Genomic DNA, 23569 nt, shown 5'->3' on the forward strand with positions numbered 1-23569 from the left:
TTCGGAGCATCACGTGAACGTGTCGATGGATGGCAAAGGCCGCGCGCGGGACAACAGCCGTACAGAACGCTTCTTCCGCTCGCTCAAATACGAGTTGATCTATCTGAATGAATACGAGAATCCACGAGCGCTTCGTAGAGCAATCACGGCCTATCTAAGATTTTATCACACCGAACGCCCACATCAGGCGTTGGGGTATGCTACGCCAGAAGAAATCCATGCGCGGGTCGCTTAAATCGCGCCTGCGCCCCATTACAATCGAAGGAGGACATAACTTATTTTTTTCGAAATTGTGTCTTGACAATGGGGGGCATTACACCCCGCCCGCCCTTCCATTATCAAGATTACCATCCGTTATATCCCTATCCCTATCATTATCATTATCATTATCATTATCATCATCACCATTATGCGGTACATCCTTACTTATATCAGCCCGCCCATCCTATGCCGCATATGTACCAGCCTTATGTTTATGATAAGGATTTACAGAGCCAATACGATTTTTATAGAAATAGTGAAGACATGATGAAACTTAAGTTTGATGAAAAGGGTGATCCTGTATTTACCGGAACGTTTGGTTATGAGGAAGACATAAGCACTAAAAAATGGAGTGGAGTCCAGGTTTGGGAGTGCCCCTATTAAAATAACGGAGTGATTAAACGGTTGTTTAACAATTCCAACTAAAATGAAATTTCTCTCATTGCCCGGCAAGCTACCCGGTAATAAGATTGTTTGGCTAGCTCAAGCCGCAGGCGCGGATGGTAGCCCTGGTTATGCGTTCCGGGCATTTGCTGTAGCTGTCAACAGACTGATGCCAAAGCAAGTCGTTTATGCTGTTTCCTCCTCGAATGAAAAGGTTCCCCAATTGAGGAACCTTCATGATTAAATCCCATCCGTCAACAAATCTTCACTATCCGTTTTGCTTCTTTTTTCAAAAACTCCTGTTGCCTCTTTACTTACAGAGACTACATGATGGGCTAACGTGCTGATGGTATGATTTTCTTTTGTAAAGACAGCATCTAGAAGTGACCCAATGTTGCATCCTGCCACTACTTCTAATCGATCGTTTTCATAAGATAGAGTTGCGGCTACTTTATAGGGTGTTCCACCGATTAAATCGCAAAAGAAAAGAATATCTGATTCTGCATGCGCATTTATTATAGTCATTAATTTTTCTTTTAACGTAGTATCCGAATCACCCTCTGTAAAATTCACAAAATAGACATCTTCGTTTTTCCCGGCTAGTAAATCCAGGGCACCCTGCATGCCTGTTGCATAATGGCCATGTCCTGTGACAATGATTTTCTTCACGCTATAACACCCCTAAGTAAGAAAAGATAATCGCTAATACAAAGGTTGCCAGAATAAGCAGAACAGGGCTCGCCTTTCTATTTTTTAAGAGATAGAACATCAGGAATGTATAACCAAAAGGTAAGATGTTAGGGAAAATATGATCAAAGAAATCCTTTTGCAGCGAGATACTGTGTCCCGAACTTACTTGGATAGCTGCGGCAACATCAATATGGACGTACGTAGCAATTAGTCCTCCGATAACCGTTACACCAAGAATAGAGGCCGCTTTCGAAATAACCTCCGAGTTTTCTTTAATTTTCACGATAGCTTTGGTACCAAGGGTATATCCGGTATGTGCCCAGAAAATCCGCATCAAAAAGATCGCAAGATACACAAGGAAGAAGATAATTGGCCCCAGGATATTTCCGTCTTTACAAAATGAAGCGGTAATCCCTGCGGTAATCGGCAGGATCGTAAACCAGTAAATGGCGTCACCAATCCCCGCAAGCGGGCCAAATAACGCTACTTTTAGACCCTGAATGGTTTTTCTGTCCTCTTTGCTTTCTTCCAGCGATAGGAGAAGTCCCATCAAAAATGATACAATTGGCGGGCTGGTGTTGATAAACTCCATGTTGTCTTTCATTGCGTTGGCCAGCCCTTGTTTGTCGTTTTTATAGATTTTCTTTAAAAACGGCAGCATTGAGTACAGCCATCCACCTGCCTGCATGCGTTCATAGTTAAAACTAGCCTGTAGCAGGACCGAACGAAGGCCTAATTTTGTAATATCCCGTTTTGATAACACACGTTCTGAATCCGTCGTTTTCGGTGTGTTAAATTCCGTCATCAAAGCCACCCCCCATGTATGCACTGCTTTCCGCAATTTGCTGTGCTAACTTTTCCTTTTCTTTATCGTTATAGAATTGATACAGGGCTGCCGCAGCCCCAATCACAGCTACAGGCAGTAAATTACTAAATTTAATGAAGGACGCAGCGAGAAAACCGATTAGCAGGTAAGGAACGAATTTGGCTTTTAGCATAACTTTTAATAATAATCCAAAACCGACGGCAGGTAAGATACCGCCCGCAATTTCGAATCCATGGCTTAACCAATCGGGCATGGCGTGAACTAATGCTTTCATTGGTTCCTGGGCAATATAGCCGCAGAGGAAGACAACAACGCCATAGGTTAAGGCAACGATAATCATCGGTATAATGGTAATCCTGGCAAACGCCTTCGTATTTGCCTCTGCCGCATACTGGTCTGATTTGACCATGAATACTGAAAAGATAGAGTAAAAGAAAAGAATAATATATTGCATAAGAAAACTAAATGGCAGCGCAAGCCCAATCGAAGTTGCCGGATTGTGCCCGGTTGTGTGGGCGATTACCACTGTCATCACCCCGGCAAGAATAGGGTTAGGCGGTTGCGTTCCCCCTGCCGGAGTCAATCCGGCAAATGCAAGTTCTGTTAAACCTCCCGCTACTATACCAAGGGTTGTATCGCCTACTACAACACCTGTTAACGTACATACAATGATTGGGCGGAAAATATACAATCCTTCCAACCAAAAATCAAATCCGGCAATAATGGCAACGATGGCAAGTATAATCCCTTGTGTTAACGTAATATCCATGACTACCACTTCCTATTTAATAGAATGTTTTGTATCCCCTGGTGTATCTTGAATGAATACGTTTACGCCTTTCGCTTCGATATAACGCAAATCTTCCATATCCTGATCATCAACATACACTTTTTTCGTAATCTGTTTTTTCCCCTGCGAAAAATGCATATTTCCCACGTTTAAATCTTTAATGGGAACGCCGCCATCAATTAACTGCCGAACAACCTGCGGTGTCTTACAAACGATAAAGATTTTTTGACGTTCAGCGGCGTTGTGGATGATATCAATGGTCTTCTGGACAGTAAAGAAGCGAATACCGGCTCCTGATGATTTTGCGGTTACCTCCATTAGTTGCTGCTGTAGGGGTTCATGTGCCGTTTCATCATCTACAACAATTAAGAGATTGGCACCCAGTGTGGTTGTCCAAGTAACACCTACCTGTCCGTGTACAAGCCGATTGTCAATACGTGTTAATAAAATGTTGGGTGTACCCATAGTTGATTGCCTCCTCATTTTTTCATTCTATTTGGGTCTCTAATTGTAAACGCTTTAATAAAAGGCTGGGCGTGATAGATTTGCGTTTGGCCAAATTATCATCACGCCGTAATAACATGACGTCATTACCAGTTATACCTAAATTATAAAACGCTTACAACGAGGTGTCAATGAGTAGACGAAGCGTTTTACTCTCAATATTTATTCAAATAATTAGAGGTTTGCGACTTCCTCCACATCCGTAAAAACATATAAATTGGGGTGAAGCTGCAGCACGGATGCAGGTATTTCTTCTGTAATCGGGCCTGTTAACCCCTCTTTTAAGATACGTGCTTTTTTAGGGCCGTTTGCCAGTAATAAAATGTTTTTTGCGTTCATAATCGTTTTCACACCGACTGTTACCGCTTTATGCGGAACATTATTATATCCGCCAAACTCTTCACTGTGCTGCATTTTGGACGCATCCGTTAAATCAACAAGATGTGTAAGCGTACTGAAAGGGGTACCCGGTTCATTATAGGCGATGTGTCCGTTCTCGCCAATTCCAAGAATGACGGTGTCAAAGCCGCCCTGTTTGCCAACTTCTTCGTCCAATGTCTGATAACTGCCCTCATGCACCCAATGGATATTTTCCTTCTTGATGACTTCTGTTTTTTGAAACAGATTATCCTGCAAATAACGGGTACAGGTTCCATTTTCTGTGCCGTTTACTCCGCAATATTCATCAATGTTGTAAAAATGCACATTGTCTATGTTATACCCCAGATTAAGGTGTTGGACAAGAAAACTATACATTCCTGTCGGCGTATTTCCGGTGGCCAGTCCAATGTTAACTCTCCCTTTTTTCGCCATGCGCCGAATAAGGAATGCTGCTGCGTATTGACTCATCTCTTCGTATGATTTCGTTACAACAATATCCATTTATTTTCACCCTCTTGTGTTTTATTGAAACGGATAAATAGTGACACCTTGCACAACTCGATTCAGACTCCCGCCAGGACAAGGGTTATCAGGCCGAAAACCCAGATGAAGCGATTTAAAAACAGCTAACATTTGAGCATAAAGAATAAAAGGAAACGCCAACCACGAATCTTCCAGAGATGTCCCGTTTGAAACTATTTCTTCGGTTTCACTATAAAAATAGTAATCGCAATTGTCTTTCGCTTCATTTACAAACGCGCCAGAGATCGCTGCAAGTTTCAACTGTACAGTTTCTTTTTCCCGGTACAACTCTTTTAGCATATCCAGATCATATTTTTGCGTATATGGATTGCTGCTTATCATGATCATGACTAGAGTTTGGTCATTAATCATCGATTTGGGGCCATGGCGAAAACCAAGCGGTGAATCATAGGCAGTAAAAACAAGGCCACCTACTAATTCCAGCATTTTTAATGAAGCTTCATGTGAAAGTCCCGACAATGGCCCTGAACCCAGGTACACAATGTTTGTAAAGGGAAGCTTCGCTAAAGCTTCAAGATTATCTGCCTCACTGGTAAGAATGCGTTCACCTATTGCCGAAATAACATCAATGTTATTTTTAAGGCTTTCAATGTCTTTAATTTGAAACACAAGCATGGCGCACAGCATCATACAGGTGAAACTGCTGGTCATAGCAAATCCCTGATCATTGCTGTCTTCCGGCAATAGTAACAACAAGGCGGCAGCATTATTACCCGATTTTTTGGCTAACTGTCCTTCCTTGTTGCATGTAATGTTAATTTGATAAAAATCCTTTACCAATTGTTCGCCGAGTTCCACGGAAGCTGCACTTTCCGGACTATTTCCTGAACGCGCAAACGATACCATAATGGTTGGTGTGTCTGCATCTAAATAATACTCCGGATTGGAAACAATGCTTGTGGTTGGAATATTTTCAATGGTGAATATTTTCGCATCGCACACTTTATGAAGATAGGGGGACAGGCACTCTCCCACAAATGCAGATGTACCTGCACCTGTCAGAATGACTTTAATCGTTTTATGTTTTTCCATAACTGATTGAAAAAATAACTGGATGCGTTTTTTTTCCTGAACGATATATTCGTACGTTTCTTTCCATAAGCGGGGCTGCTGTACTATTTCTTTTTGCGTATGGTACACACCAAGCTCTTTATTTTTTTCTTCCGATACATGTAAGAACATTCTCTTCACCTCATTTGTTAGTCCGTTACGTAAGATGGGTATTAACTTAATTCTATCGTATAGACGTACTTGTTACCTCTTGCAACGGTAGTTGTGTATTCTATCGGCCGGTCACCTGCACTTGCGATGCGTTCAATTTCCATTGCAGGCGCCCCTTCCTTTTCATGCAGGTAAGAGGCTTCTTTTGCACTTACACTAACGGCTTTAAAACGCTCTTGTGCATGGCTAATGGACGTTTTGTATTTACTGCGGAGTAAATCATACATCGTGTTAGTTTCCAGTTCCCTTTTAGTTAAACCGGGAAACAGCTGTCCTGGGAGATACGTGGTTTCGTACATGATTGGTTCATCATCAGCCAATCGCAAACGAATAATCTCATACACCTCCTCCTCTTCTTCAAGTTCTAGTCTTCGTGCAACTTTACTAGAAGCTTGTACGATGTTAAAAGAAATTACATCGGAGACCGGCTTCTTGCCAAGCTTTTTCATTTCTTCTGAGAAACTATAGACCTTCCGCAAGCTCTGCGTATAGGTTTGCGGGGCAACAAAGGTTCCTTTACCGTGTTCCTTGTAAATGTATCCCTCATTTTCAAGTTCAATCATCGCCTGCCGGATGGTTGTACGGCTAATACCATACATATCACATAACTCACGCTCAGATGGAAGCCTATCGTATTCTTTTAATTCCCCTGTCGAAATTTTATCAATGATGATATCGATTAACTGGGCATAGAACGGAACACGGCTTTTTTTATCAACACTCAATAAGCTCCCTCCTCTCTCGAAAAACAGATAGTGTTGTCATTACCAGTTATATTAATATCTAACCATGTTCCGTGATTTTTGTCAACGCTTTCATAGAAAAACTTACACCGCCGTTGATTCTCAAAAAATACGTTGCTACAGGAAAAAAAGCCGCTGTTCGGATGATCAGACAGCGGCCAATCGTTTATGTCATAGTGGAAGAGGTATAACTAAAAGTTTCGTTAATGTGGAAGAGTGAACGATCTACTGCATCAAACGCATTGCCCCATTTCCGGAAATTTGGTGGCCGAGATATATCGGGTAAGCCTTCGATAGGCTGCACGCATCACCTCCTCAGCGGGTGGTTCCACATCGGACAGCCTGTACGGGATGCCAAGCTGGGACCACTTGTATTCACCCATCTTATGAAATGGCAGGAGTTCCACTCGCTCAACATTTGGCATGGCCTGAATAAACGCGCCCATCTCATCCAGGCTATCGGGATGATCAGTCAACCCGGGTACCATTACGTGGCGAATCCAGACCGGGATGTTCCGTTCCGCCACACGCTCCGCAAATTGCAGAACCGAGCTATTATATACACCGGTTAGATCCCGGTGTTTTTCCGGGTTCATCTCCTTTAAATCAAGCAGAATTAAATCCGTTACCTGCAGGAGAGACTCCACGTCTTCGTTCCAGACAATGCCGGTTGTATCAAGGGCAGTGTGAATCCCGCGCGAACGACATTTTTCAAACAACTCTTTTACAAAGTCCGCCTGGAGAAGCGGCTCCCCACCACTTACGGTGAGGCCGCCTCCTGACACGGTGTAATAAGGAAGATAGCTCAGCAAATCAGCAAATAATGTCTCGCTGTTCATCACCTGACCACCTGTTCGATCCCATGTATCGGGATTGTGGCAAAATTGGCAGCGCATGAGGCATCCCTGAACGAACACAACGTAGCGAATGCCCGGACCATCTACCATGCCTGTTGTTTCAATCGAGTGAACGCGTCCTACCATATCGAATCACTTTCTTTCATGTTACATTTCGTGCCGCATTTTTTCGTGCTGTATTCTTTTCCGTTACATTCTTTCGTGGAACGTGCGGTTAATGACCTCAAGCTGCTGTTCCCGTGTGAGTTTAATAAAGTTTACTGCGTAACCGGATACACGGATTGTCAGCTGCGGATATTTTTCCGGATGATCCATTGCATCGATAAGCGTTTCCCGGTCAAAAACGTTGACATTCACGTGGTGGCCTTTTTGGATGGCGTATCCATCGAGCAGCGCGACAAGGTTATGCACCTGGGCTTCACGCTCTTTGCCGAGAGCTTTCGGTATGATAGAGAATGTATACGAGATGCCATCCAGACTGTCTTCATACGGAAGTTTGGCGATGGATGAGAAGGAAGCAATCGCGCCTTTCTGATCCCGGCGGTGCATTGGATTGGCTCCTGGCGCAAACGGCTCACCCATTTTGCGGCCATCCGGAGTATCCCCTGTTTTTTTACCGTACACCACATTGGATGTAATCGTCAGCACCGACTGTGTTGGCAGCGCATTGCGGTACGTTTTTACTTTGCGAAGTTTTTCCATAAAGGTCCGGACAAGCATCGTTGCTATGTCATCTACCCGAGGGTCGTTGTTTCCGAATTTAGGGAATTCACCCTCCGTTTCAAAACGAACCGCCACACCCTGTTCATCACGGATTGCTTTTACGCGCGCATACTTGATGGCGCTCAGAGAATCGGCGCAAACAGACAGACCGGCGATACCGCATGCCATCGTACGCAGAATTTTTCTGTCGTGCAGCGCCATTTCGAGGCGTTCGTAGGCGTATTTATCATGCATGTAGTGAATGACATTCAGCGTATTAATGTAAAGATTTGCGAGCCAGTCCATAATCTCGTCAAATCGCTTCAGCACTTCGTTATAGTCCAGGTATTCTCCGGTTACAGGCGCCACCCTTGGCCCGACCTGTTGGTGCGATTTTTCATCGACACCACTGTTAATGGCGTACAGAAGTGCTTTGGCAAGGTTAGCACGGGCACCGAAGAACTGCATCTGTTTGCCAATTTGCATGGCCGATACACAGCAGGCAATACCGTAATCATCCCCGTAGACCGGACGCATAATTTCATCGTTCTCGTATTGAATCGAACTCGTATCAATGGAAACTTTGGCGCAGTAATTTTTAAATGCTTCAGGCAGGTTTTCCGACCAGAGAACTGTCAGGTTCGGCTCGGGTGCCGGCCCCAGATTATAGAGGGTGTGCAGAATCCGGAATGACGTTTTAGTAACAAGCGGCCGGCCGTCAAGCGACATACCGCCGATGGATTCAGTTACCCAGGTTGGATCTCCGCTGAATAATTCATTATAATCAGGCGTCCGCAAGAAATTAACGAGACGAAGCTTCATGACGAAATGGTCCATAATTTCCTGTGCCTCTTTTTCGGTAAGTAAGCCGTTCGCCAGATCGCGTTCAAAGTAAATGTCCAGGAAAGTGCTGATACGCCCGATGCTCATCGCTGCCCCGTTCTGTTCTTTGATCGCGGCGAGGTAGCCAAAGTACAGCCACTGCACCGCTTCGCGTGCGTTTGACGCAGGTTCAGAAATATCGAAACCATATGATGCGGCCATTTCTTTTAATTCGTTGAGGGCTTTTATTTGTTCGGTAGTTTCTTCCCGTTCGCGTATGATTTCCTCACTCATCGCTTCTTTCTCAGTCAACGCTAAATCACGGCGCTTATCCGCAATTAGGGCATCTACCCCGTATAGAGCCACCCGTCGGTAATCACCGATAATACGGCCGCGGCCATAGGCATCCGGCAGACCGGTAATGATGGCGGCTTTTCTTGCGGCTTTCATTTCCGGTGTATACGCATCAAATACACCTTCGTTGTGAGTTTTGCGGTATTTCGTATAGACTTCCTTTACGAGTGGATCGAGCGTATATCCGTATGCATTGCAGGAATTTTCTACCATCCGGATTCCCCCCGCCGGCATAATGGAACGGCGGCGCGGGGCATCCGTTTGCAGTCCTACAATGGTTTCTATGTCTTTTTCAATGTAACCCGGGCCGTGTGAGACGATGGTAGACGGATGGCGTGTATCAATATCCAGTACGCCGCCTTTTTCTCTTTCTTCTTTAAGAATTGCCTGTACCTTTGTTTGCAGCAATTTCGTACGGTCAGTCGGCCCGGCAAGAAATTCCTCCTTACCTTCATACGGTGTCCAGTTACGATGAATGAAATCGCGAACGTTCACAGAGCGAACCCAATCCCCTGCTACAAATCCTTTCCATGCGGGTGCCAATGCGGTATCCGTTTCTTTTTTGTCTACAAGTCCTAAGGTACTCATCATTTGTCCCTCCCTGAAGTGATTGCCGGACAGGAGAAAGGTTCCTCTCCCATCCGGTTGAACCTTATCCTTTTTTTACATTTTTTCCTTTATCCTTTGTATGCCTGGCGATACAAGGCGGCAAGTTCAGTTACGAGCGGCAAACGCGGGTTAGCCGTTGTGCACTGGTCTTCGAAGGCCCGGTCGGCAAGCCACTCAACACGTGCTTCGAATTCTTTTTCCGGAACGCCGCATTCGCGAAGAGTAAATGGCATATCCAGCTTTTTCATCAGACCGCGGATGGCCGCGATTAAGCTGGTAACACCTTCATCCCGGGTGGACGCTGAAAGTCCCAGGAAGCGTGCAATTTGTGCATATTTTTCGTCTGCAATAAACGTTTCGTATTTCGGGAACGAAACAAACTTCGTTGGTTTCGTTGCATTGTAACGAATGACATATGGCAGAAGGATCGCATTCGCCCGCCCGTGTGAGATGTGGAATTCAGCTCCGAGTTTATGCGCTAAACTATGATTAATACCAAGGAACGCATTCGCGAACGCCATACCTGCCATTGCCGAAGCATTATGCATTTTTTCGCGCGCTTCCTTATCCTGTCCATTGGCATATGCGCGCGGCAGATAATCAAATACAAGCTGAATGGCTTTAAGCGCCAGCGCATCGGTATAGTCGGACGCCATAACGGATACGTACGCTTCAATGGCGTGTGTCAGTACGTCCATACCTGTGTCGGCCGTGATCGTTTTTGGCATCGTCATGACCAGGTTCGGGTCGATGATCGCGACATCCGGTGTTAATTCATAGTCAGCCAGCGGATATTTCACATTTTTCACTTTATCTGTAATGACCGCGAATGATGTGACTTCCGAACCGGTACCCGATGTTGTCGGGACGGCAACCATTTGCGCTTTCATACCGAGTTTCGGGAATTTGAACACGCGCTTGCGGATATCCATAAATTTCTGGCGCAGGTTGTCGAATTCAACATCCGGATACTCGTAGAAGAGCCACATGCCTTTCGCAGCATCCATCGCGGACCCTCCACCTAAAGCTATGATTACGTCAGGTTGAAACTGATTCATCAGTTTTACTCCGCGCATCACTGTGTCTACCGAAGGATCCGGCTCAACCTCGCTGAAGATTTCACTGTGTACATATTCGTTACGTTTACGCAGGTGGTACAGAATTTTGTCTACGTAGCCTAATTTTACCATTGAAGGGTCGGTGACAATAAGAGCTTTTGAAATATTAGGCATTTTCTCAAGGTATTGAAGCGCACCTGGCTCGAAGTAAATGCGAGATGGAACTTTGAACCACTGCATATTAACCCTCCGTTTAGCAATCCGCTTAATGTTGATAAGATGTGCGGCTGTTACATTGGAAGTGGTTGAATTTTTGCCGTAGGAGCCGCAGCCCAGAGTAAGAGATGGCAAGTACACATTATAGATATCTCCGATGGCGCCATGTGTGGATGGTGAGTTCACAATCAGGCGGCCTGTTTTGACACGGTTCGCAAATTCGTTTATGATCTGGTCATCAGATGAGTGGATAACGGAAGAGTGACCCATACCGCCAAATCGCACCATTTCTTCTGCCCGTGTGATGCCTTCATCGGTAGTTTTAACTTTGAAGCACGCGAGAACCGGGCTTAATTTTTCACGGGATAGCGGGTATTTCTCCCCAACCCCTTCAAGTTCCGCAACCAGAATTTTCGTGTCGGATGGTACCGTAAAACCCGCAAGTTTTGCAATTGCCGGAGCGGATTGGCCGACAATGCTCGCGTTTACGGCGCATGTCGTTGGGTTAATCACAATGGCTTCAAGTTTTGCTTTTTCTTCCGCATTTACAAAATAGCATCCGTTCTCTTTCATATAGGCTGTAGCTCGTTCGTAAATGGCTTCATCGATAATCACCGCCTGTTCGGATGCACAAATCATCCCGTTATCGAACGATTTGGACATAATCAAGTCGGTTACAGCCCGTTCCACATTGGCGGTTTTCTCAATGTAGCAAGGAACGTTACCAGGCCCTACACCGAGAGCGGGTTTTCCGCTGCTGTAAGCGGACTGTACCATTCCAGAACCGCCGGTGGCCAGAATGAGCGAAACTCCAGGGTGATTCATCAGAAGCTGTGTGGCTTCTACGGAAGGTGTCTCAATCCATTGGATTGCGTATTTGGGCAGCCCTTCCGCGATAGCAGCATTCAGGACAGTACGGGCCGCTTCTGCGCTGCACTTCTGTGCCGACGGGTGAAAAGCAAAGATAATAGGATTTCTCGTTTTAATAGAAATAATGGATTTGAACATCGTTGTTGAAGTCGGATTGGTAACCGGCGTAACCCCGGCAATAACGCCAATTGGTTCAGCGATTTCCGTGTACCCTTCTTCTTCATTTTCTTTAATGACGCCTACGGTTTTCTCGTACTTAATACTGTGGTAAATGTATTCCGTCGCAAAAAGATTCTTCGTAATTTTGTCTTCATACACGCCCCGGTTAGTCTCTTCAACGGCAAGACGCGCAAGCTCCATGTGCTTGTCAAGACCTGCGAGCGCCATTGCTTTCACAATACGGTCGACCGCTTCCTGGTCAAGGGTCATCATTTGATCGAGAGCTTCGTTGGCGTTTGCGACCAGCTGGTCAATTGTCTTCTTCACATCCGGCTTTGTCTCTTTTGGTGGTATAACGGTTTGATTAGCCATGTTTATCACCGTCCATTGAAATTTAGGTTGGTTATCAACCTATTAGATTGTGAACTTTTTCACAAGAGTGAGGAAAAAAATTTTTTCATAAGGTACCTTTTTGTCTAGCACTCTTTGTTACACGTTTATCATACGATATTGTGAAATTTTTAACAAAGTACGTATTCTCTTCATTTTTCATGTTTATCTCCCGTATCAAACGCTTACACTCGATTTTTCATCGGTTTTTATAAAAACTATGAGTTCGCAGAATGTTCACCTTTTCACCTTACATACAATTAAGTTTGATAGATTTGGTTGCTTTATGGAACATAAAACAAATGGGCCGGGCAGCGGCAGTCCGAGGAACCAAACCCGCGAACCGGAATCGATCCGTTCACCTGGCTGCGCAGGCGCTCAAACAGACCGCATTCCCCTTCTTCTCCGGCATATGTCAGGACCCGGACAATCTGCCCGCATGGACGAAAATAATCAAAATGCCAGTGGCAGTTTTTATCCATTCGCATATGCCTTTCAACTCTAGAGCGGATATTCTTTTTCGCACTCCCTACATACACATAGGAACCTTTAGGAAATACATATTCCCCCAATTTCCCGACCGTAATTCGGGCATCTTCCGGCACATATATTTCCACACTATACAAGGTATGCTGTTCATTTACCTGGACTTCCACATTCATTGGCCAACACCGCATCTTTCAACATCATTTTAAGCTGTTCAGCGCAACCTAATTCGTTAAAGATCATGATTAAGTGTTCAAGCGATATACTTTGCCAACCCAAGTTAATAGTCGGTATTCTCATTTGAAGAAGATTATCACGAAATCTAAGATGAGCCGTAAGTTGATTTTTACGGTCTTTTTTTATTTCCAGTGTACGATTTCCCAAATAAATTGTTTTTTTTGAATTTTGTTGGACATTTAAGTATCACTTCAATTTTTATAAAAATGAACCGTCTTTTACAAATAATACAAGAATTTGAAATCGGTTTTTAGTAGTCCTTCTAGAGTTTCAAAGATATACATTAACATATATTTTCCATAATAAAAAAAGGCCTTTAACAACTTGCACTAATTATTACGATTACCATTACCCCCTTTGTTTTGCCTGCTCCTCTTTTCTAATCCACGCTGTTCCTTTGTAGGTTTGAATATGGTACCACCCATTACATTCTTCAAAAGAAGTGACGGTCTGGGGAGCAAGACTTCCCAGTGCGCCTGTTTTGGGAAACGGCGAGGCATAAAATTGGGTGTTTTTGTCCAAATGAATCTCTTCTGTTTTCTGTTCGGGGTCACCGACCATAGTATGTTCACCATTCAACCAGAGGTCGCCGTAAACAGAGTGGATGCCATACCAATTGCCCATCTTTTCAAACACTTTAACTTTTTGCGGGGCCAGCACCCACGCCGTTTTCGAATCTGCGTACGGCTGCGTATAGAGGAACGTGTTCTCCGTTAGACCCACGTTCGCATTTACTTTTTCCACGTTAACAGGATATCCATTGTGGTATGCGATTTCATTAAAGGATTGGTTCGTTGTTGTAATTACAACCGGTGTATTGATTTTAATTTTGTCAAACAACCAGTGAATGTCCTCGTTATGCATTCGTACACAGCCATGGGTGACATGTTTGCCAATCGAATCTTCGTTGCTGTTGCCATGAATCCCGTAAATATCTCCGTGCGAATGATATGGATTCAGCCCCATCCACCGGTCACCCAGCGGGTTCGACGGATCCCCTCCCGGTATCCCAGCTTTGTAATAGGGACGGTTCCTTTCTTTGACTACGATTTGGAATGTTCCTTCCGGTGTATATGAAGCTTTGGACGGATCTTCCCCTTCGATCTGTACCTCTCTTCCCGTTGCTACCGGAAACACCCTGACTAAACTTCCCAGGTTATAGTAAGCGAGCATGTTCGATTTTTTATTAATAATAATTAGCTGGTTATTCACAGTGGACGCCTGGACATCCCCCGCCCCTGCGCATAAACAGAAGATGCCTATAGCCATTCCAATGAGCCCTTTTCTCCCCGTTTGGATCCGCGTCATTTGGCTCAACCTGCTAACATACCACATAAAACTCTTGACCTGGAATATGATTATCTCTGTCATCTCTCTTCACCTCTCCCTTTTTCATTCGTCAGACCTTTTGAAATCCCTATTATTTTCGTTCGTCATTTACTGACAACTCGCATTAATTCATACATATTTCGAGCCGCTGGAAAGTAGAACCGGCCTGCTTTCTTATAAGCTAAAAAAAGTGGGCCCATCGTTATTGTGGGCCCACTTTTTTTCAATTTGCCTGTGATTGACCGCTTATGACGGACAGAAAGAATCTACCAGGAATTTATCAGTTCTAATAGAAAATCCTATCGCTGGAATCGTTACCTTTCCTGTTTATTCGACAAAATCCATGCGTTTATTCCAGCCACTTTATTTTTACCAGGCACCGGTACAATCCATAAACAACACTCAGGAACACAGCATATACGGCGAGAATGACAAACACAGATTGAACATGGGCAGTTGCCTGCGCACCAATGAACGCAAAAACAATCATTCCTGGTATTTTGCCTGCGGCAGAGGCCGCCGCATACGAGATAAAACGGATGCGGCTGATTGATATATATACATTCACCGCCGCCTGAGGAATCACCGGAATCAAGCGGGCAATTAAAATAGCAAGAAAAGGCTTTTTTTCTATCATTGTCGTCACGTTATCGGTCAATGTAAATTTAGCAAGATACTGCCGCCCGCGGTCGGCGAAAATATACCGAACAAACAAAAACATCAGTAACGCGGCTGTCAAAGCGCCTGCCCAGCTTATCAAAGCCCCGTTCCATACTCCAAACTTCCAACCCATAATGGCAATGATCATACCGTATGGGACGATCGGAAAAAGGGCAAAAAAGGTGGCGATGACCATCATGAGGGGAATATTGGTCAGAGCGCTCCCTTTCATCCAGGTTAAAAGTTCATGCCGATAGAAATAAACAAGTATGATGATGACGGTATACAGGACAACCGTCCAGCCTTTCTTCACAAAATCACCCATTTCATTGGATAGCCTGTAAAATCGAGCCAGCTTGTCTCTCCTCATTAAAGCAAAAAAAAGCAACCCCCTCAAGCAGCAACAAGGGAGTCTCTTTATCTATCTATGTCCAAGAGCCGGCCCATTCCAGCAACAACACAATCCAGGGGGGTTTCCGCAACATGAACAGGAAGGCCTGTTTCGTTTCTAAGCAACGTATCAATATTTCGCAGCAGAGCTCCACCCCCTGTGAGTACGATGCCCCGGTCGATCATATCGGATGCTAACTCGGGAGGTGTCACCTCTAACGTGCTTTTGACAGCGTCAATGATACAGTTGACAGAGTTTGAGAGGACTTTCGATATTTCTTCGGAAAAAACCTTAATGGTCTTAGGAAGTCCCGTTACCAAATCGACACAGGTAACTTCCCGTTTTTCATCCGGAGGAGCAAGAAAAGCATAGCCGGTGTCAATTTTTATTTCTTCCGCGGTTCCTTCCCCGATTCGCGCGTTGAAGTGTTTTTTTATATATTGAATAATGGCTTGATCCATCACATCTCCTGCGGTACGAATCGAAGAACTTACCGCAATGCCTCCATAAGACAGGACCGCTGCCTGTGTCGTTCCACCCCCGATGTCTACCACCATACATCCAGCCGGCTCCTGTACGGGAAGTCCTGCTCCAATCGCGGCAGCCAGCGGCTCCTCTATCGTTTGCACATCCTGCGCCCCGGCTTGTTTCACTGCCAGATAAATCGCCCGTTTCTCAACAGATGTAATGCCTGTTGGAACACATACGAGAACATTCGGCTTCCTCCACTTCATACCGGTTACCAACCGGGTTTGTTTCGAAGCGAGCTCCATAAAGTGCTGCAGCATGGCCGTTGTGGTTTCACAATCTACCACCACCCCCTCGTTCATCGGGCGTATCACAACGATGTCTTCAGGTGTTCGGCCTATCATATTTTTTGCCTTTATGCCGAAAGCCTCAATCACTCCGGTATTCAAATTTTTCGCTACCATCGTTGGTTCACGAACGACAATATGCTTTCTTTTTACATAGATAAGGGTGTTAGACGTACCTAAATCAATAGTAACGTCATAATTTTCAAACATTTTAAATTCTCCTTCACACTTCTTCTTTTACTACATCTTTATGTGCGAAGTTTAGCAATATCCATTTTTAATAGAAAAAAAGACGCCCTTGCGAAAAGGCGCCTTTTTTCTTCAGGTACTACTTTCGAAATAGTACCATATAGGTTATATTTTTTTATATCTTCTATACCTCACAGGCAAAGGAAAGCGTGTTCGAACGAGTTCGGGGCTGTATCGATAGGCAAGCGCCCCGATAAGCGCGGAACATCCGACAAATAACAAACCGATTTGCGGGCTCATAATCGTAAAGTCAAATAATCCGTGGCCTAAAATCATTGCCTTAATTCCGCTCAACAACGGCGTGATGCGGCACTGGTTCTGATATAATACGCGAATCCCCTGTAGCAACGACCATTCCATCCAAATGAACGCAAGCAAACCTACCATTCCGAGAGTCGTTGCGATCGTAAGCAGCGTGTTATGCGCGTGAAATACACGCATATAATGATAGACACTGCTATCTGCAAAATAAATGCCCATGATCCCCCAGCCGGTGATAGGTTTCATCATAAACATATTAAAGCAATTCTTCCAGATTTCCTGCCGATCCTGGATCGAAGAAAACAAAATGTCCCCTCTAGGGAACCATTCCGGACGGTTCAACATGAGGGCAGTTCCGGAAAGCAGAATAAACATCAGCATCAGCATTTTTTTCTTATGACCGGCAAAATACGCATAAATAACAAATCCGAGGAATAGCCCGATCACCGCTGCCCTTGATTCTGTCATCATCAATACGAAAATATATAAAGCAACGGCTCCTACGTAAGCAAACTTTCGCATACCGCTTACTCTTCTAAAGAAATAAAATCCGATCATAATCATAGCGGCATACCACGTGCCTGCCAGGTTTGGATTATTAAAGGTACCCGAAATTCGCTGGGATTCCGTTATATCAACAATAGAACGTGTTCCCAAAAAGTACTTCCACCAGGCAGGTGAATACGTAATAATATTCCAATGTTCCAAAAGACCAAGAAAAGCCGAACCGAGCGATAACCAGAATAAAGACAAAAATAGCCGTTCCACATCTTCTGTCTTCCGGTACGCGCTATGAATATAAATACTAACAAAAAGATAGCCTAAAATAACAAGAGAAGTTAATACGTAAAATCCCTGGTTGTTCATTAATCCCACTAAAAAAGACCATAGAAAAAGAAACAGCAATCCTTTGGTCCATTCGTTGCGAAGCGTCAATTCCCCTCTTTTAAAGAAATAATAGAGAAGGTAGATCATGGGCAAGAAGGCTAAATATGGTGAAACAATAATCAAGCCTAAAGCTACATTCACGATCAAGACTCCTGACTATTTTTATTTTCTCAATTGAATACATTAATAAACGACACTATTTCTGTAAAGCTAAAATATAATACCCATTATTCGCACGTATGAAACAGACGAAATTAGAATATCACAGTTTTGCGCGGAAAGAAAGCGCATGGTGCCGGCAACTTTCTCCAAAACCTGCGTTATGACGCCGTTATTTGGCGGTTCTTGCCCTTTTTCTGTAGAGAAAATAGACCCCAGCCAAAATCACCACTCCTATTATGCCAGGGAGAAGATAGGGATGAATAATGTTATGGTAGCGTCGCCATGCGACCTCGATATACCGTCCTACCGTAATAAACACGGAAGACCAAACCAGGGCGCTTATGAAATTGAAAATCGTAAATTTCACAAATGGCATTTCATTAATGCCGGCCAAATACGGGACAAGCACACGAATGCCCGCAATAAATTTGGAGAAAAGAGTAACACGAATCTGGTACTTTTGAAATTTATCTTCCGCACGATCAAGCCGTTCCCGCGAAATTCCTACATATTTGCCGAGCCGGAGAATGGTCGGCCTTCCAAGAAATTTTCCAATGCCAAAGGCAATTGAACTTCCAACAACATTCCCGAGAGTTGCGGATGCAATAAGCGGAAGTAAAGAAAATACCCCCCTCTTCCATTCGATTCCCGCAACGGTTAAGGTCGTTTCCGCCGGGAAGGGAATTCCAATCATCTCCAACATCAAGACTGTAAAAACACCTGGGTATCCGTAGTGGCTGATAAGTTCATGAACATGTATATGCATCGTTTCATTCCTTCATTTCTGATAAAACCAGATTTTTATTTGTTTTGCGTGTCACAAGGCTATCTTCTTACACGCCGATAAAACCAGATGGCCGCCGTAAGCCACAAACCGCCTGCCAGATAGCCGCCGATTACATCGCTTGGATAATGAACTCCCAGATAGATGCGGCTTATGCCGATGGCAAGAATCATCAGACTGCTGAACAGGATAAGGATAGTCCGGCCTGCTCGTGTGGAAACGTGCCGCCATAATAAAAAAGTAAGCACACCATAAAAAGCAAAGGACTCCATAGAATGGCCACTTGGAAAGCTGTAGCCCGTTACTTCAATCAGCCGGTGCAGATAAGGCCGCGCCCGGTGAAAGATATGTTTCAAGACTTCATTAAAAACGTATGTCCCCAGGACAACAACCAGGAACAATATAAGCTCGGAACGATGCTTTAATACGAGAGAAAAAAACAGCGAAAGCATAATGGTAAGGACGGTAACTACCGAACCGGATCCGATAAAAGTAAAAAATTTCATTACGCTCGTGATGGCAGGGGCTTCGAAACCCTGAATAAGGGCTGTAATAACCGTATCAAATGACCCCGTTTTCTTTTCGCTGACAAGAACGGCCAGGAAACCGAAGCCTGCGGCTAAACATACAAGTAGGAATAAAGCTTGCTCAAACTGTCGTTTACGATTCATCAGAAGAAAAACACCCCTATATGCCGTCTTTTGCATCCCTTATATATAAAGACTATGCTTTCAATGGAAAAGTTCATACGTTGGATTCGGAGTGTTCCACCTTTACTACTATGTTCTGCAGATCAGGCGTTTTCTTTACATTAAACTTTTTGGATTTTACGGACCAATCACCCGTGTACAATTCATTTTCCTGCACGTACGTAGACGACCGGGAAGTGCTGGTTAACGTTCTTAATGTGAAAAAAGACGGGGAATCGGTCCATGAAATATCCGGCATCGTTAAGAACCTAACCGAAGATTATGTGCGGCATATTCACGAATGTGCCAGGCGATTCATGCTACTACCCATATGTAACATTATGAAGAAGGCTATTTGAGCATGGGCAAGAAAAATAAGAAAAGTCATGATAAAAATCTGCAAAATGTTCTGGAGGATCTTGAAGTAAATCCGGTAAGCAGCTTTTACGCACAACAGCTGCAGCAGGACAAAAATGATCGCAGGCACCAGGGCGCAGGGCTTGAAATCCTCGTACCGTGGTTTGGGCTCCATCGACTTCCGCGCGGCGGCAAGGAGTGTGCTTCTGGTAGGTAGACTCAAAAGTAATCCAAGTGTTCGTATTGTAGCCCACGACAAAAGCAGCCTGGCGCCGGAGGGCAGATCCATCGCTTTCTCTTTGGACGCGAAGAGCGGCTTTCAGTGGAAAGGTTATTGCGATACCACGGTGGATGAAGTTCTCTCTGGCTCAGGTACGGTTCAGACCAAAACTATGCAGATGGAGGACAAACTTAGAGAATTGTTGGTTCAACCAGTTTCGGTGGAAGTAGTGTTTCATAGGGCTAAGGAATTAAATATCTCAGAGCGCACAGTCAACATTGCAAAGAAAAACATCGTCGCTCTGTCTGTGAAACTGGGCAACCAATGGTACTGGCAGCTACCCGAATCAAGGATGTAAGGGTGCAATGTCTTACATACTTTGCATCCTTGCATTCTTCCTTTTATGCCGTAAAGAGAGAAAGCGGCGTATCGCTGCCTGTGTGCCCCTGTTTCGCGTTTTCGGGGACAAGGTGGCAACTAATACCTGTGAGCTGCACAGCGTCCCGTGTCGAGGCTTTGTGCGGGAATTCAGCACTCAAAACGTCCGCTTAACCGCACGGCCTTGATATCGGCAACGCTAAATGAAAGCCAGTTTTGCCATCGGAATGGAGCTGGCCCATGGGGTTGAAAATGAGGCAGGTTAAAGGCAGGTGGTCGCTACGCGACCTCCCGCCGCTCACATCGCCCCGCAATGCGGGTCGAGGAACGTTTTGGAAGGTACACCTAAAACAGGGTACTGACTCGCCGCAGGTCCCCGTTGAGCAAAAAAACGTAAATAGAATCCCCACAGAATGGCGTTTGTCAGGGTGTACCCTACAGGTGGTTTGAAAAATGATTCGAAGGAGGACTCACGATGACAGAAGAAAACAAAAAACGCATTCCACTCTGGCTCTATCCTTCCACATTGGAAAGCGTTGACCGATGGCAACAACAAGACAACTGCAAAAGCCGGAGCGAGTTTATTGAAAAAGCCGTCCGTTTTTACTGCGGATATATTTCAGCAGTCTGCCAGCTGCCATAACCTCTGCTGTGACAGGCGCGGTTGATGCGTCTGAAAACCGTACCGCCCGTCTGCTGTTCAAGCTGGCGGTGGAGATGTCCATGATGATGAATATCCTTGCCGCTAATGCGGATGTGGATGAGACCACACTGGGGAAGCTCCGTGGAAAGTGTGTGCAGGATGTCAAGCGGTCTGTCGGCAGCGTGCATTTCGAGGATGTTTATCGTTTCCAGAAGGACAGGTAAAGCCTGTGAAAGCCTTGCTCTGGTTGATTTTTTACAGATTTTATGCTATACTGAATACGAAAACGAGGTGTTTTTATGAAAGATCTGGAGCGAATGATTGATGATGTGAACGCCTCCATGGCGATGGAGGGCATGCCCCTCACCGAGGAAGATAAAGAGCGCATGCGATATTGCGCCGGAGATAAAAAGAAAACAGATCAGGTTGTCGCTGATCTTATGCGGAAGCATTCGGTCAAAGCGGAGGACGCTCATGAACAAAAATTATAAATATGACTATGAATGGGATAGCAGATACTGTTATCCCAATTCTTTTGTTCTGAAGAACAAACTGGGGTTAAGAAACGCCAAACAGCTGCGTATTGCGGAAAGGGAAATCACCTCCGTTCGGATACTGGAAACAAGGGTCAACCCTATTCCTGGCAGGTTTGATTTAAAGCATCTGCAGGACATACACCGGTACATTTTCAAAGATATCTATGAATGGGCAGGCGAACTGCGATGGGTAAACATCTCAAAGGGAAATCAGTTCTGCCTCTATCCATACATAGAATCCAATGCAAACGAGCTGTTTAACAGGCTGAAAAAGGAAACATACCTTACCGGTACACCTGAGAATGAGATACCCTTCCGCTTATCCTTTTATCTCAGTGAGATCAATGTGATCCATCCGTTTCGGGAAGGCAACGGACGGGTACAACGGCTTTTTATTCAATATCTTGCCGAAAACGCTGGATACCAGGTAGACTTTTCGCAGGTTACAAGCAAGGAAATGATAGAAGCCAGCGCAGAAGCCTTTGCATGTAATTACGGCAAAATGGATGCGCTTTTTAAGCGGATCACTACACCCTTGCAGGAACCAACGATGGGACAAACCTTCCGATTACAATAAGATATGGCGCAAAGGCAGTCCTATTCAAAAAAGAAAGGACTGCTTTATTTTTAAGCTGCAGTTCGATGAAAGGATGATGATCAACTATGGGTATGTTAAAGAATCAGGCGTTCCTCAATGCTTATACATTCCACAGATGTATTGTTTTACTTGGGAAAGACCATACACTGCTGCCCAAATTTGAGGAGTTGTCTCAAAAGCCTGGCTGTATAAAGCGGCGGCTATGGCTCAAACGAGTCAAAAACGTTCATCGGCACTACCTGGAAACCGGCCTTTATGGCAGTTATGATACGGCTGGAATTATAGACGGAGAGTTTGACAATACGCCCGTTGCGCTGTTTGAGGATACGAAACTCAAGGAAGAACCAGACGACATTTGCCTGGAACTTCGGATGATCGTAGGCGGTAAAAGGTTTGCCGTCAGCTCGGTATTCCCTAGGGATGCGACATTAACCCCAACCGAAAAGCTTCTTTCTCTCATCGATAAAGAGCAGGATACAGAACGAAATTCTTTCTAAAAATCCGCTAGACTTGTGGCAAATCCTTCGGTATGATTGGGATTGCGGAAACTCCGCAATCCCATTTTCCGTATCGGTTTGCCAACAAAGAAGGAGGTATTTATGAAACAGGCAAACCAGAAATATACAATTTTATACGGCAGGCTCAGATAGGAGGATGACCGGGAGGGCGAATCCAACAGCATCCAAAACCAGCGGATGATGCTGGAGAAATACGCTGCCGACAACGGTTTTGAAAACATACTGTTCCTCTCTGACGATGGCTACAGCGGAACAAACTTCAACCGTCCGGCCTGGAACGAGCTGATGAAGTTGGTCGAAAACGGTGAGGTATCCACCATTATTGTCAAGGACATGTCCCGGCTGGGGAGAGAATATCTGCAGGTCGGGCAGTACACAGAGCTGGTGTTTCCGAGTTACGGTATCCGTTTCATCGCCATCAACGACAACGTGGACAGCCTCTACGGCGACAATGATTTTACTCCGTTTAAAAACCTGTTCAACGATTTCTACGCCAAGGATACAAGCCGGAAAATCCGAGCAGTCAAAAAAGCTCAGGCCGAACGTGGCGAGCGTGTGGCGACCAGAGCGCCCTACGGCTACAAAAAAGACGAGAACGATCCCAAGAAAAAGATCGTTCCTGACGAGGATGCCGCCCCGATAGTACAGCGGATTTTCAGCCTGTGTGCCGAAGGGAAAGGCCCCAGCCAGATTTCACGGCAACTAAAAGAAGATCAGATTCTCACGCCAGGTAATTATTACTACAGCAAAACCGGTGTGCTTCTTACCAACGTAGATATCACAAGACCTTATGACTGGAGCAGCCGGACTGTTGCCGATATTCTGGAGGACGAGACCTATCTGGGGCACACCATTAACCTGCAATACACCACGGTGTCCTAGCGGTAAAAAACAACTTCACGTGCTCCACTTACAAGAAGCGTGGCAAGGAATTCTGCACTGGACACTATATTCGGGAGAACCAACTGGCAGAAATCATTCTGGACGA

At 44.9% G+C, this 23569-nt stretch carries 28 protein-coding genes and 1 pseudogene; 12 read left to right on the forward strand and 17 right to left on the reverse strand.

The genetic code is table 11. From position 1 onward, the window contains the following. Together H525_RS0112610 and H525_RS23915 are read left to right on the forward strand one after the other, a co-directional pair. Nucleotides 1–235: integrase core domain-containing protein (locus H525_RS0112610; protein ID WP_027416513.1), on the forward strand; the 235-nt coding region annotated here is incomplete at its 5' end. 68 nt (nucleotides 236–303) lie between these two features. After that, a complete protein-coding gene (locus tag H525_RS23915; protein ID WP_155837262.1) occupies nucleotides 304–645 on the forward strand; it encodes a hypothetical protein in 342 nt (113 codons plus the stop codon). A gap of 240 nt (nucleotides 646–885) precedes the next feature. Here the strand turns inward: H525_RS23915 and H525_RS0112625 are convergent, their stop codons facing one another. From H525_RS0112625 to H525_RS0112705, 17 genes are all read right to left on the reverse strand, one after another. Then, nucleotides 886–1314 (reverse strand): PTS sugar transporter subunit IIA, encoded by a 429-nt coding sequence (locus H525_RS0112625; RefSeq protein WP_027416515.1) that lies wholly within the window; start codon nucleotides 1312–1314, stop codon nucleotides 886–888. Nucleotide 1315: 1 nt separating this feature from the next. Continuing rightward, nucleotides 1316–2140, reverse strand: coding sequence for a PTS galactosamine transporter subunit IID (agaD, locus tag H525_RS0112630; RefSeq protein WP_027416516.1), 825 nt, complete (start codon nucleotides 2138–2140; stop codon nucleotides 1316–1318). Next, a complete protein-coding gene (agaC, locus tag H525_RS0112635) occupies nucleotides 2127–2930 on the reverse strand; it encodes a PTS galactosamine transporter subunit IIC (protein ID WP_027416517.1) in 804 nt (267 codons plus the stop codon). The genes agaD and agaC overlap by 14 nt, the downstream gene beginning before the upstream one ends. A gap of 12 nt (nucleotides 2931–2942) precedes the next feature. Beyond that, nucleotides 2943–3416: a PTS galactosamine transporter subunit IIB gene (gene agaB / locus H525_RS0112640; protein ID WP_027416518.1), complete on the reverse strand. Its 474-nt coding sequence runs from the start codon at nucleotides 3414–3416 to the stop codon at nucleotides 2943–2945. 213 nt (nucleotides 3417–3629) lie between these two features. Continuing rightward, complete coding sequence (locus tag H525_RS0112645; RefSeq protein WP_027416519.1) at nucleotides 3630–4337, reverse strand: glucosamine-6-phosphate deaminase; 708 nt, start codon at nucleotides 4335–4337, stop codon at nucleotides 3630–3632. 21 nt (nucleotides 4338–4358) lie between these two features. After that, nucleotides 4359–5561 carry an SIS domain-containing protein gene (locus H525_RS0112650; RefSeq protein WP_027416520.1) on the reverse strand — a complete coding sequence of 401 codons (1203 nt, stop codon included), beginning with the start codon at nucleotides 5559–5561 and terminating at the stop codon, nucleotides 4359–4361. A 41-nt stretch (nucleotides 5562–5602) separates the two neighbouring features. Beyond that, a complete protein-coding gene (locus H525_RS0112655; protein WP_035100966.1) occupies nucleotides 5603–6325 on the reverse strand; it encodes a GntR family transcriptional regulator in 723 nt (240 codons plus the stop codon). Nucleotides 6326–6576: 251 nt separating this feature from the next. Further along, nucleotides 6577–7326: a pyruvate formate-lyase-activating protein gene (gene pflA / locus H525_RS0112660; RefSeq protein ID WP_027416522.1), complete on the reverse strand. Its 750-nt coding sequence runs from the start codon at nucleotides 7324–7326 to the stop codon at nucleotides 6577–6579. Between the two features lie 63 nt (nucleotides 7327–7389). After that, nucleotides 7390–9669 (reverse strand): formate C-acetyltransferase, encoded by a 2280-nt coding sequence (gene pflB, locus H525_RS0112665; protein WP_081413383.1) that lies wholly within the window; start codon nucleotides 9667–9669, stop codon nucleotides 7390–7392. Between the two features lie 86 nt (nucleotides 9670–9755). Then, on the reverse strand, nucleotides 9756–12362 hold the full coding sequence (gene adhE / locus H525_RS0112670; protein ID WP_027416524.1) for a bifunctional acetaldehyde-CoA/alcohol dehydrogenase: 2607 nt from the start codon (nucleotides 12360–12362) through the stop codon (nucleotides 9756–9758). 302 nt (nucleotides 12363–12664) lie between these two features. After that, nucleotides 12665–13042 carry a GIY-YIG nuclease family protein gene (locus H525_RS0112675; protein WP_035100969.1) on the reverse strand — a complete coding sequence of 126 codons (378 nt, stop codon included), beginning with the start codon at nucleotides 13040–13042 and terminating at the stop codon, nucleotides 12665–12667. A gap of 409 nt (nucleotides 13043–13451) precedes the next feature. Then, nucleotides 13452–14411: a L,D-transpeptidase gene (locus tag H525_RS25645; RefSeq protein WP_051331009.1), complete on the reverse strand. Its 960-nt coding sequence runs from the start codon at nucleotides 14409–14411 to the stop codon at nucleotides 13452–13454. 370 nt (nucleotides 14412–14781) lie between these two features. Further along, nucleotides 14782–15462 carry a TVP38/TMEM64 family protein gene (locus H525_RS0112685; protein WP_051331010.1) on the reverse strand — a complete coding sequence of 227 codons (681 nt, stop codon included), beginning with the start codon at nucleotides 15460–15462 and terminating at the stop codon, nucleotides 14782–14784. 47 nt (nucleotides 15463–15509) lie between these two features. Further along, entirely contained in the window at nucleotides 15510–16508 is a 999-nt protein-coding gene (locus H525_RS0112690) for a rod shape-determining protein (RefSeq protein WP_027416527.1), read from the reverse strand. Between the two features lie 144 nt (nucleotides 16509–16652). Continuing rightward, nucleotides 16653–17837, reverse strand: a complete 1185-nt coding sequence (locus H525_RS0112695; protein WP_027416528.1) for an O-antigen ligase family protein — start codon at nucleotides 17835–17837, stop codon at nucleotides 16653–16655. A 190-nt stretch (nucleotides 17838–18027) separates the two neighbouring features. Continuing rightward, the gene (locus H525_RS0112700; RefSeq protein ID WP_051331011.1) at nucleotides 18028–18624 is read right to left on the reverse strand and encodes a DedA family protein; all 597 of its coding nucleotides are present in this window, start codon (nucleotides 18622–18624) and stop codon (nucleotides 18028–18030) included. Between the two features lie 59 nt (nucleotides 18625–18683). After that, complete coding sequence (locus tag H525_RS0112705) at nucleotides 18684–19313, reverse strand: phosphatase PAP2 family protein (RefSeq protein WP_027416530.1); 630 nt, start codon at nucleotides 19311–19313, stop codon at nucleotides 18684–18686. 149 nt (nucleotides 19314–19462) lie between these two features. On the opposite strand from H525_RS0112705, the gene H525_RS29555 reads away from it, so the two are divergent. The 10 genes and pseudogenes from H525_RS29555 to H525_RS29560 form a co-directional block, all read left to right on the forward strand. Then, on the forward strand, nucleotides 19463–19690 hold the full coding sequence (locus H525_RS29555) for a hypothetical protein (RefSeq protein WP_211237010.1): 228 nt from the start codon (nucleotides 19463–19465) through the stop codon (nucleotides 19688–19690). 2 nt (nucleotides 19691–19692) lie between these two features. Further along, nucleotides 19693–19905 carry a hypothetical protein gene (locus H525_RS23925; protein ID WP_035100972.1) on the forward strand — a complete coding sequence of 71 codons (213 nt, stop codon included), beginning with the start codon at nucleotides 19693–19695 and terminating at the stop codon, nucleotides 19903–19905. 82 nt (nucleotides 19906–19987) lie between these two features. Next, a complete protein-coding gene (locus tag H525_RS28190; RefSeq protein WP_211237011.1) occupies nucleotides 19988–20266 on the forward strand; it encodes a hypothetical protein in 279 nt (92 codons plus the stop codon). Nucleotides 20267–20761: 495 nt separating this feature from the next. Beyond that, nucleotides 20762–20929, forward strand: a complete 168-nt coding sequence (locus H525_RS28195) for a ribbon-helix-helix domain-containing protein (protein WP_211237012.1) — start codon at nucleotides 20762–20764, stop codon at nucleotides 20927–20929. 8 nt (nucleotides 20930–20937) lie between these two features. After that, nucleotides 20938–21153, forward strand: coding sequence for a hypothetical protein (locus tag H525_RS28200; protein WP_211237013.1), 216 nt, complete (start codon nucleotides 20938–20940; stop codon nucleotides 21151–21153). Between the two features lie 75 nt (nucleotides 21154–21228). Next, nucleotides 21229–21420: a hypothetical protein gene (locus H525_RS0112730; RefSeq protein WP_027416532.1), complete on the forward strand. Its 192-nt coding sequence runs from the start codon at nucleotides 21229–21231 to the stop codon at nucleotides 21418–21420. After that, the gene (locus tag H525_RS0112735) at nucleotides 21404–22042 is read left to right on the forward strand and encodes a Fic/DOC family protein (RefSeq protein WP_027416533.1); all 639 of its coding nucleotides are present in this window, start codon (nucleotides 21404–21406) and stop codon (nucleotides 22040–22042) included. The genes H525_RS0112730 and H525_RS0112735 overlap by 17 nt, the downstream gene beginning before the upstream one ends. 86 nt (nucleotides 22043–22128) lie before the next feature. Beyond that, nucleotides 22129–22560 (forward strand): hypothetical protein, encoded by a 432-nt coding sequence (locus tag H525_RS0112740; protein ID WP_027416534.1) that lies wholly within the window; start codon nucleotides 22129–22131, stop codon nucleotides 22558–22560. A gap of 183 nt (nucleotides 22561–22743) precedes the next feature. Further along, nucleotides 22744–23463, forward strand: a complete 720-nt coding sequence (locus tag H525_RS28205) for a recombinase family protein (protein WP_281172619.1) — start codon at nucleotides 22744–22746, stop codon at nucleotides 23461–23463. Beyond that, nucleotides 23445–23564, forward strand: a pseudogene (locus tag H525_RS29560) (recombinase zinc beta ribbon domain-containing protein); the annotation flags it as partial. The gene H525_RS28205 and the pseudogene H525_RS29560, both read left to right, overlap by 19 nt. Between the last annotated feature and the right edge of the window lie 5 nt (nucleotides 23565–23569).

It is taken from the genome of Aneurinibacillus terranovensis DSM 18919, assembly GCF_000430625.1.
Classification (GTDB): Bacteria; Bacillota; Bacilli; order Aneurinibacillales; family Aneurinibacillaceae; genus Aneurinibacillus_B; species Aneurinibacillus_B terranovensis.

Excerpts from the sequence above, each read along its gene's own strand:
- H525_RS23915 (WP_155837262.1), top strand. The coding sequence starts at position 304 with ATGGGGGGCATTACACCCCGCCCGCCCTTCCATTATCAAGATTACCAT.
- agaD (WP_027416516.1), bottom strand. The coding sequence starts at position 2,140 with ATGACGGAATTTAACACACCGAAAACGACGGATTCAGAACGTGTGTTA.
- agaC (WP_027416517.1), bottom strand. The coding sequence starts at position 2,930 with ATGGATATTACGTTAACACAAGGGATTATACTTGCCATCGTTGCCATT.
- agaB (WP_027416518.1), bottom strand. The coding sequence starts at position 3,416 with ATGGGTACACCCAACATTTTATTAACACGTATTGACAATCGGCTTGTA.
- H525_RS0112645 (WP_027416519.1), bottom strand. The coding sequence starts at position 4,337 with ATGGATATTGTTGTAACGAAATCATACGAAGAGATGAGTCAATACGCA.
- H525_RS0112650 (WP_027416520.1), bottom strand. The coding sequence starts at position 5,561 with ATGTTCTTACATGTATCGGAAGAAAAAAATAAAGAGCTTGGTGTGTAC.
- pflA (WP_027416522.1), bottom strand. The coding sequence starts at position 7,326 with ATGGTAGGACGCGTTCACTCGATTGAAACAACAGGCATGGTAGATGGT.
- pflB (WP_081413383.1), bottom strand. The coding sequence starts at position 9,669 with ATGATGAGTACCTTAGGACTTGTAGACAAAAAAGAAACGGATACCGCA.
- adhE (WP_027416524.1), bottom strand. The coding sequence starts at position 12,362 with ATGGCTAATCAAACCGTTATACCACCAAAAGAGACAAAGCCGGATGTG.
- H525_RS0112675 (WP_035100969.1), bottom strand. The coding sequence starts at position 13,042 with ATGAATGTGGAAGTCCAGGTAAATGAACAGCATACCTTGTATAGTGTG.
- H525_RS25645 (WP_051331009.1), bottom strand. The coding sequence starts at position 14,411 with ATGACGCGGATCCAAACGGGGAGAAAAGGGCTCATTGGAATGGCTATA.
- H525_RS0112685 (WP_051331010.1), bottom strand. The coding sequence starts at position 15,462 with ATGAGGAGAGACAAGCTGGCTCGATTTTACAGGCTATCCAATGAAATG.
- H525_RS0112690 (WP_027416527.1), bottom strand. The coding sequence starts at position 16,508 with ATGTTTGAAAATTATGACGTTACTATTGATTTAGGTACGTCTAACACC.
- H525_RS0112700 (WP_051331011.1), bottom strand. The coding sequence starts at position 18,624 with ATGCATATACATGTTCATGAACTTATCAGCCACTACGGATACCCAGGT.
- H525_RS0112705 (WP_027416530.1), bottom strand. The coding sequence starts at position 19,313 with ATGAATCGTAAACGACAGTTTGAGCAAGCTTTATTCCTACTTGTATGT.
- H525_RS23925 (WP_035100972.1), top strand. The coding sequence starts at position 19,693 with ATGGGCAAGAAAAATAAGAAAAGTCATGATAAAAATCTGCAAAATGTT.
- H525_RS28195 (WP_211237012.1), top strand. The coding sequence starts at position 20,762 with ATGACAGAAGAAAACAAAAAACGCATTCCACTCTGGCTCTATCCTTCC.
- H525_RS0112730 (WP_027416532.1), top strand. The coding sequence starts at position 21,229 with ATGAAAGATCTGGAGCGAATGATTGATGATGTGAACGCCTCCATGGCG.
- H525_RS0112735 (WP_027416533.1), top strand. The coding sequence starts at position 21,404 with ATGAACAAAAATTATAAATATGACTATGAATGGGATAGCAGATACTGT.
- H525_RS0112740 (WP_027416534.1), top strand. The coding sequence starts at position 22,129 with ATGGGTATGTTAAAGAATCAGGCGTTCCTCAATGCTTATACATTCCAC.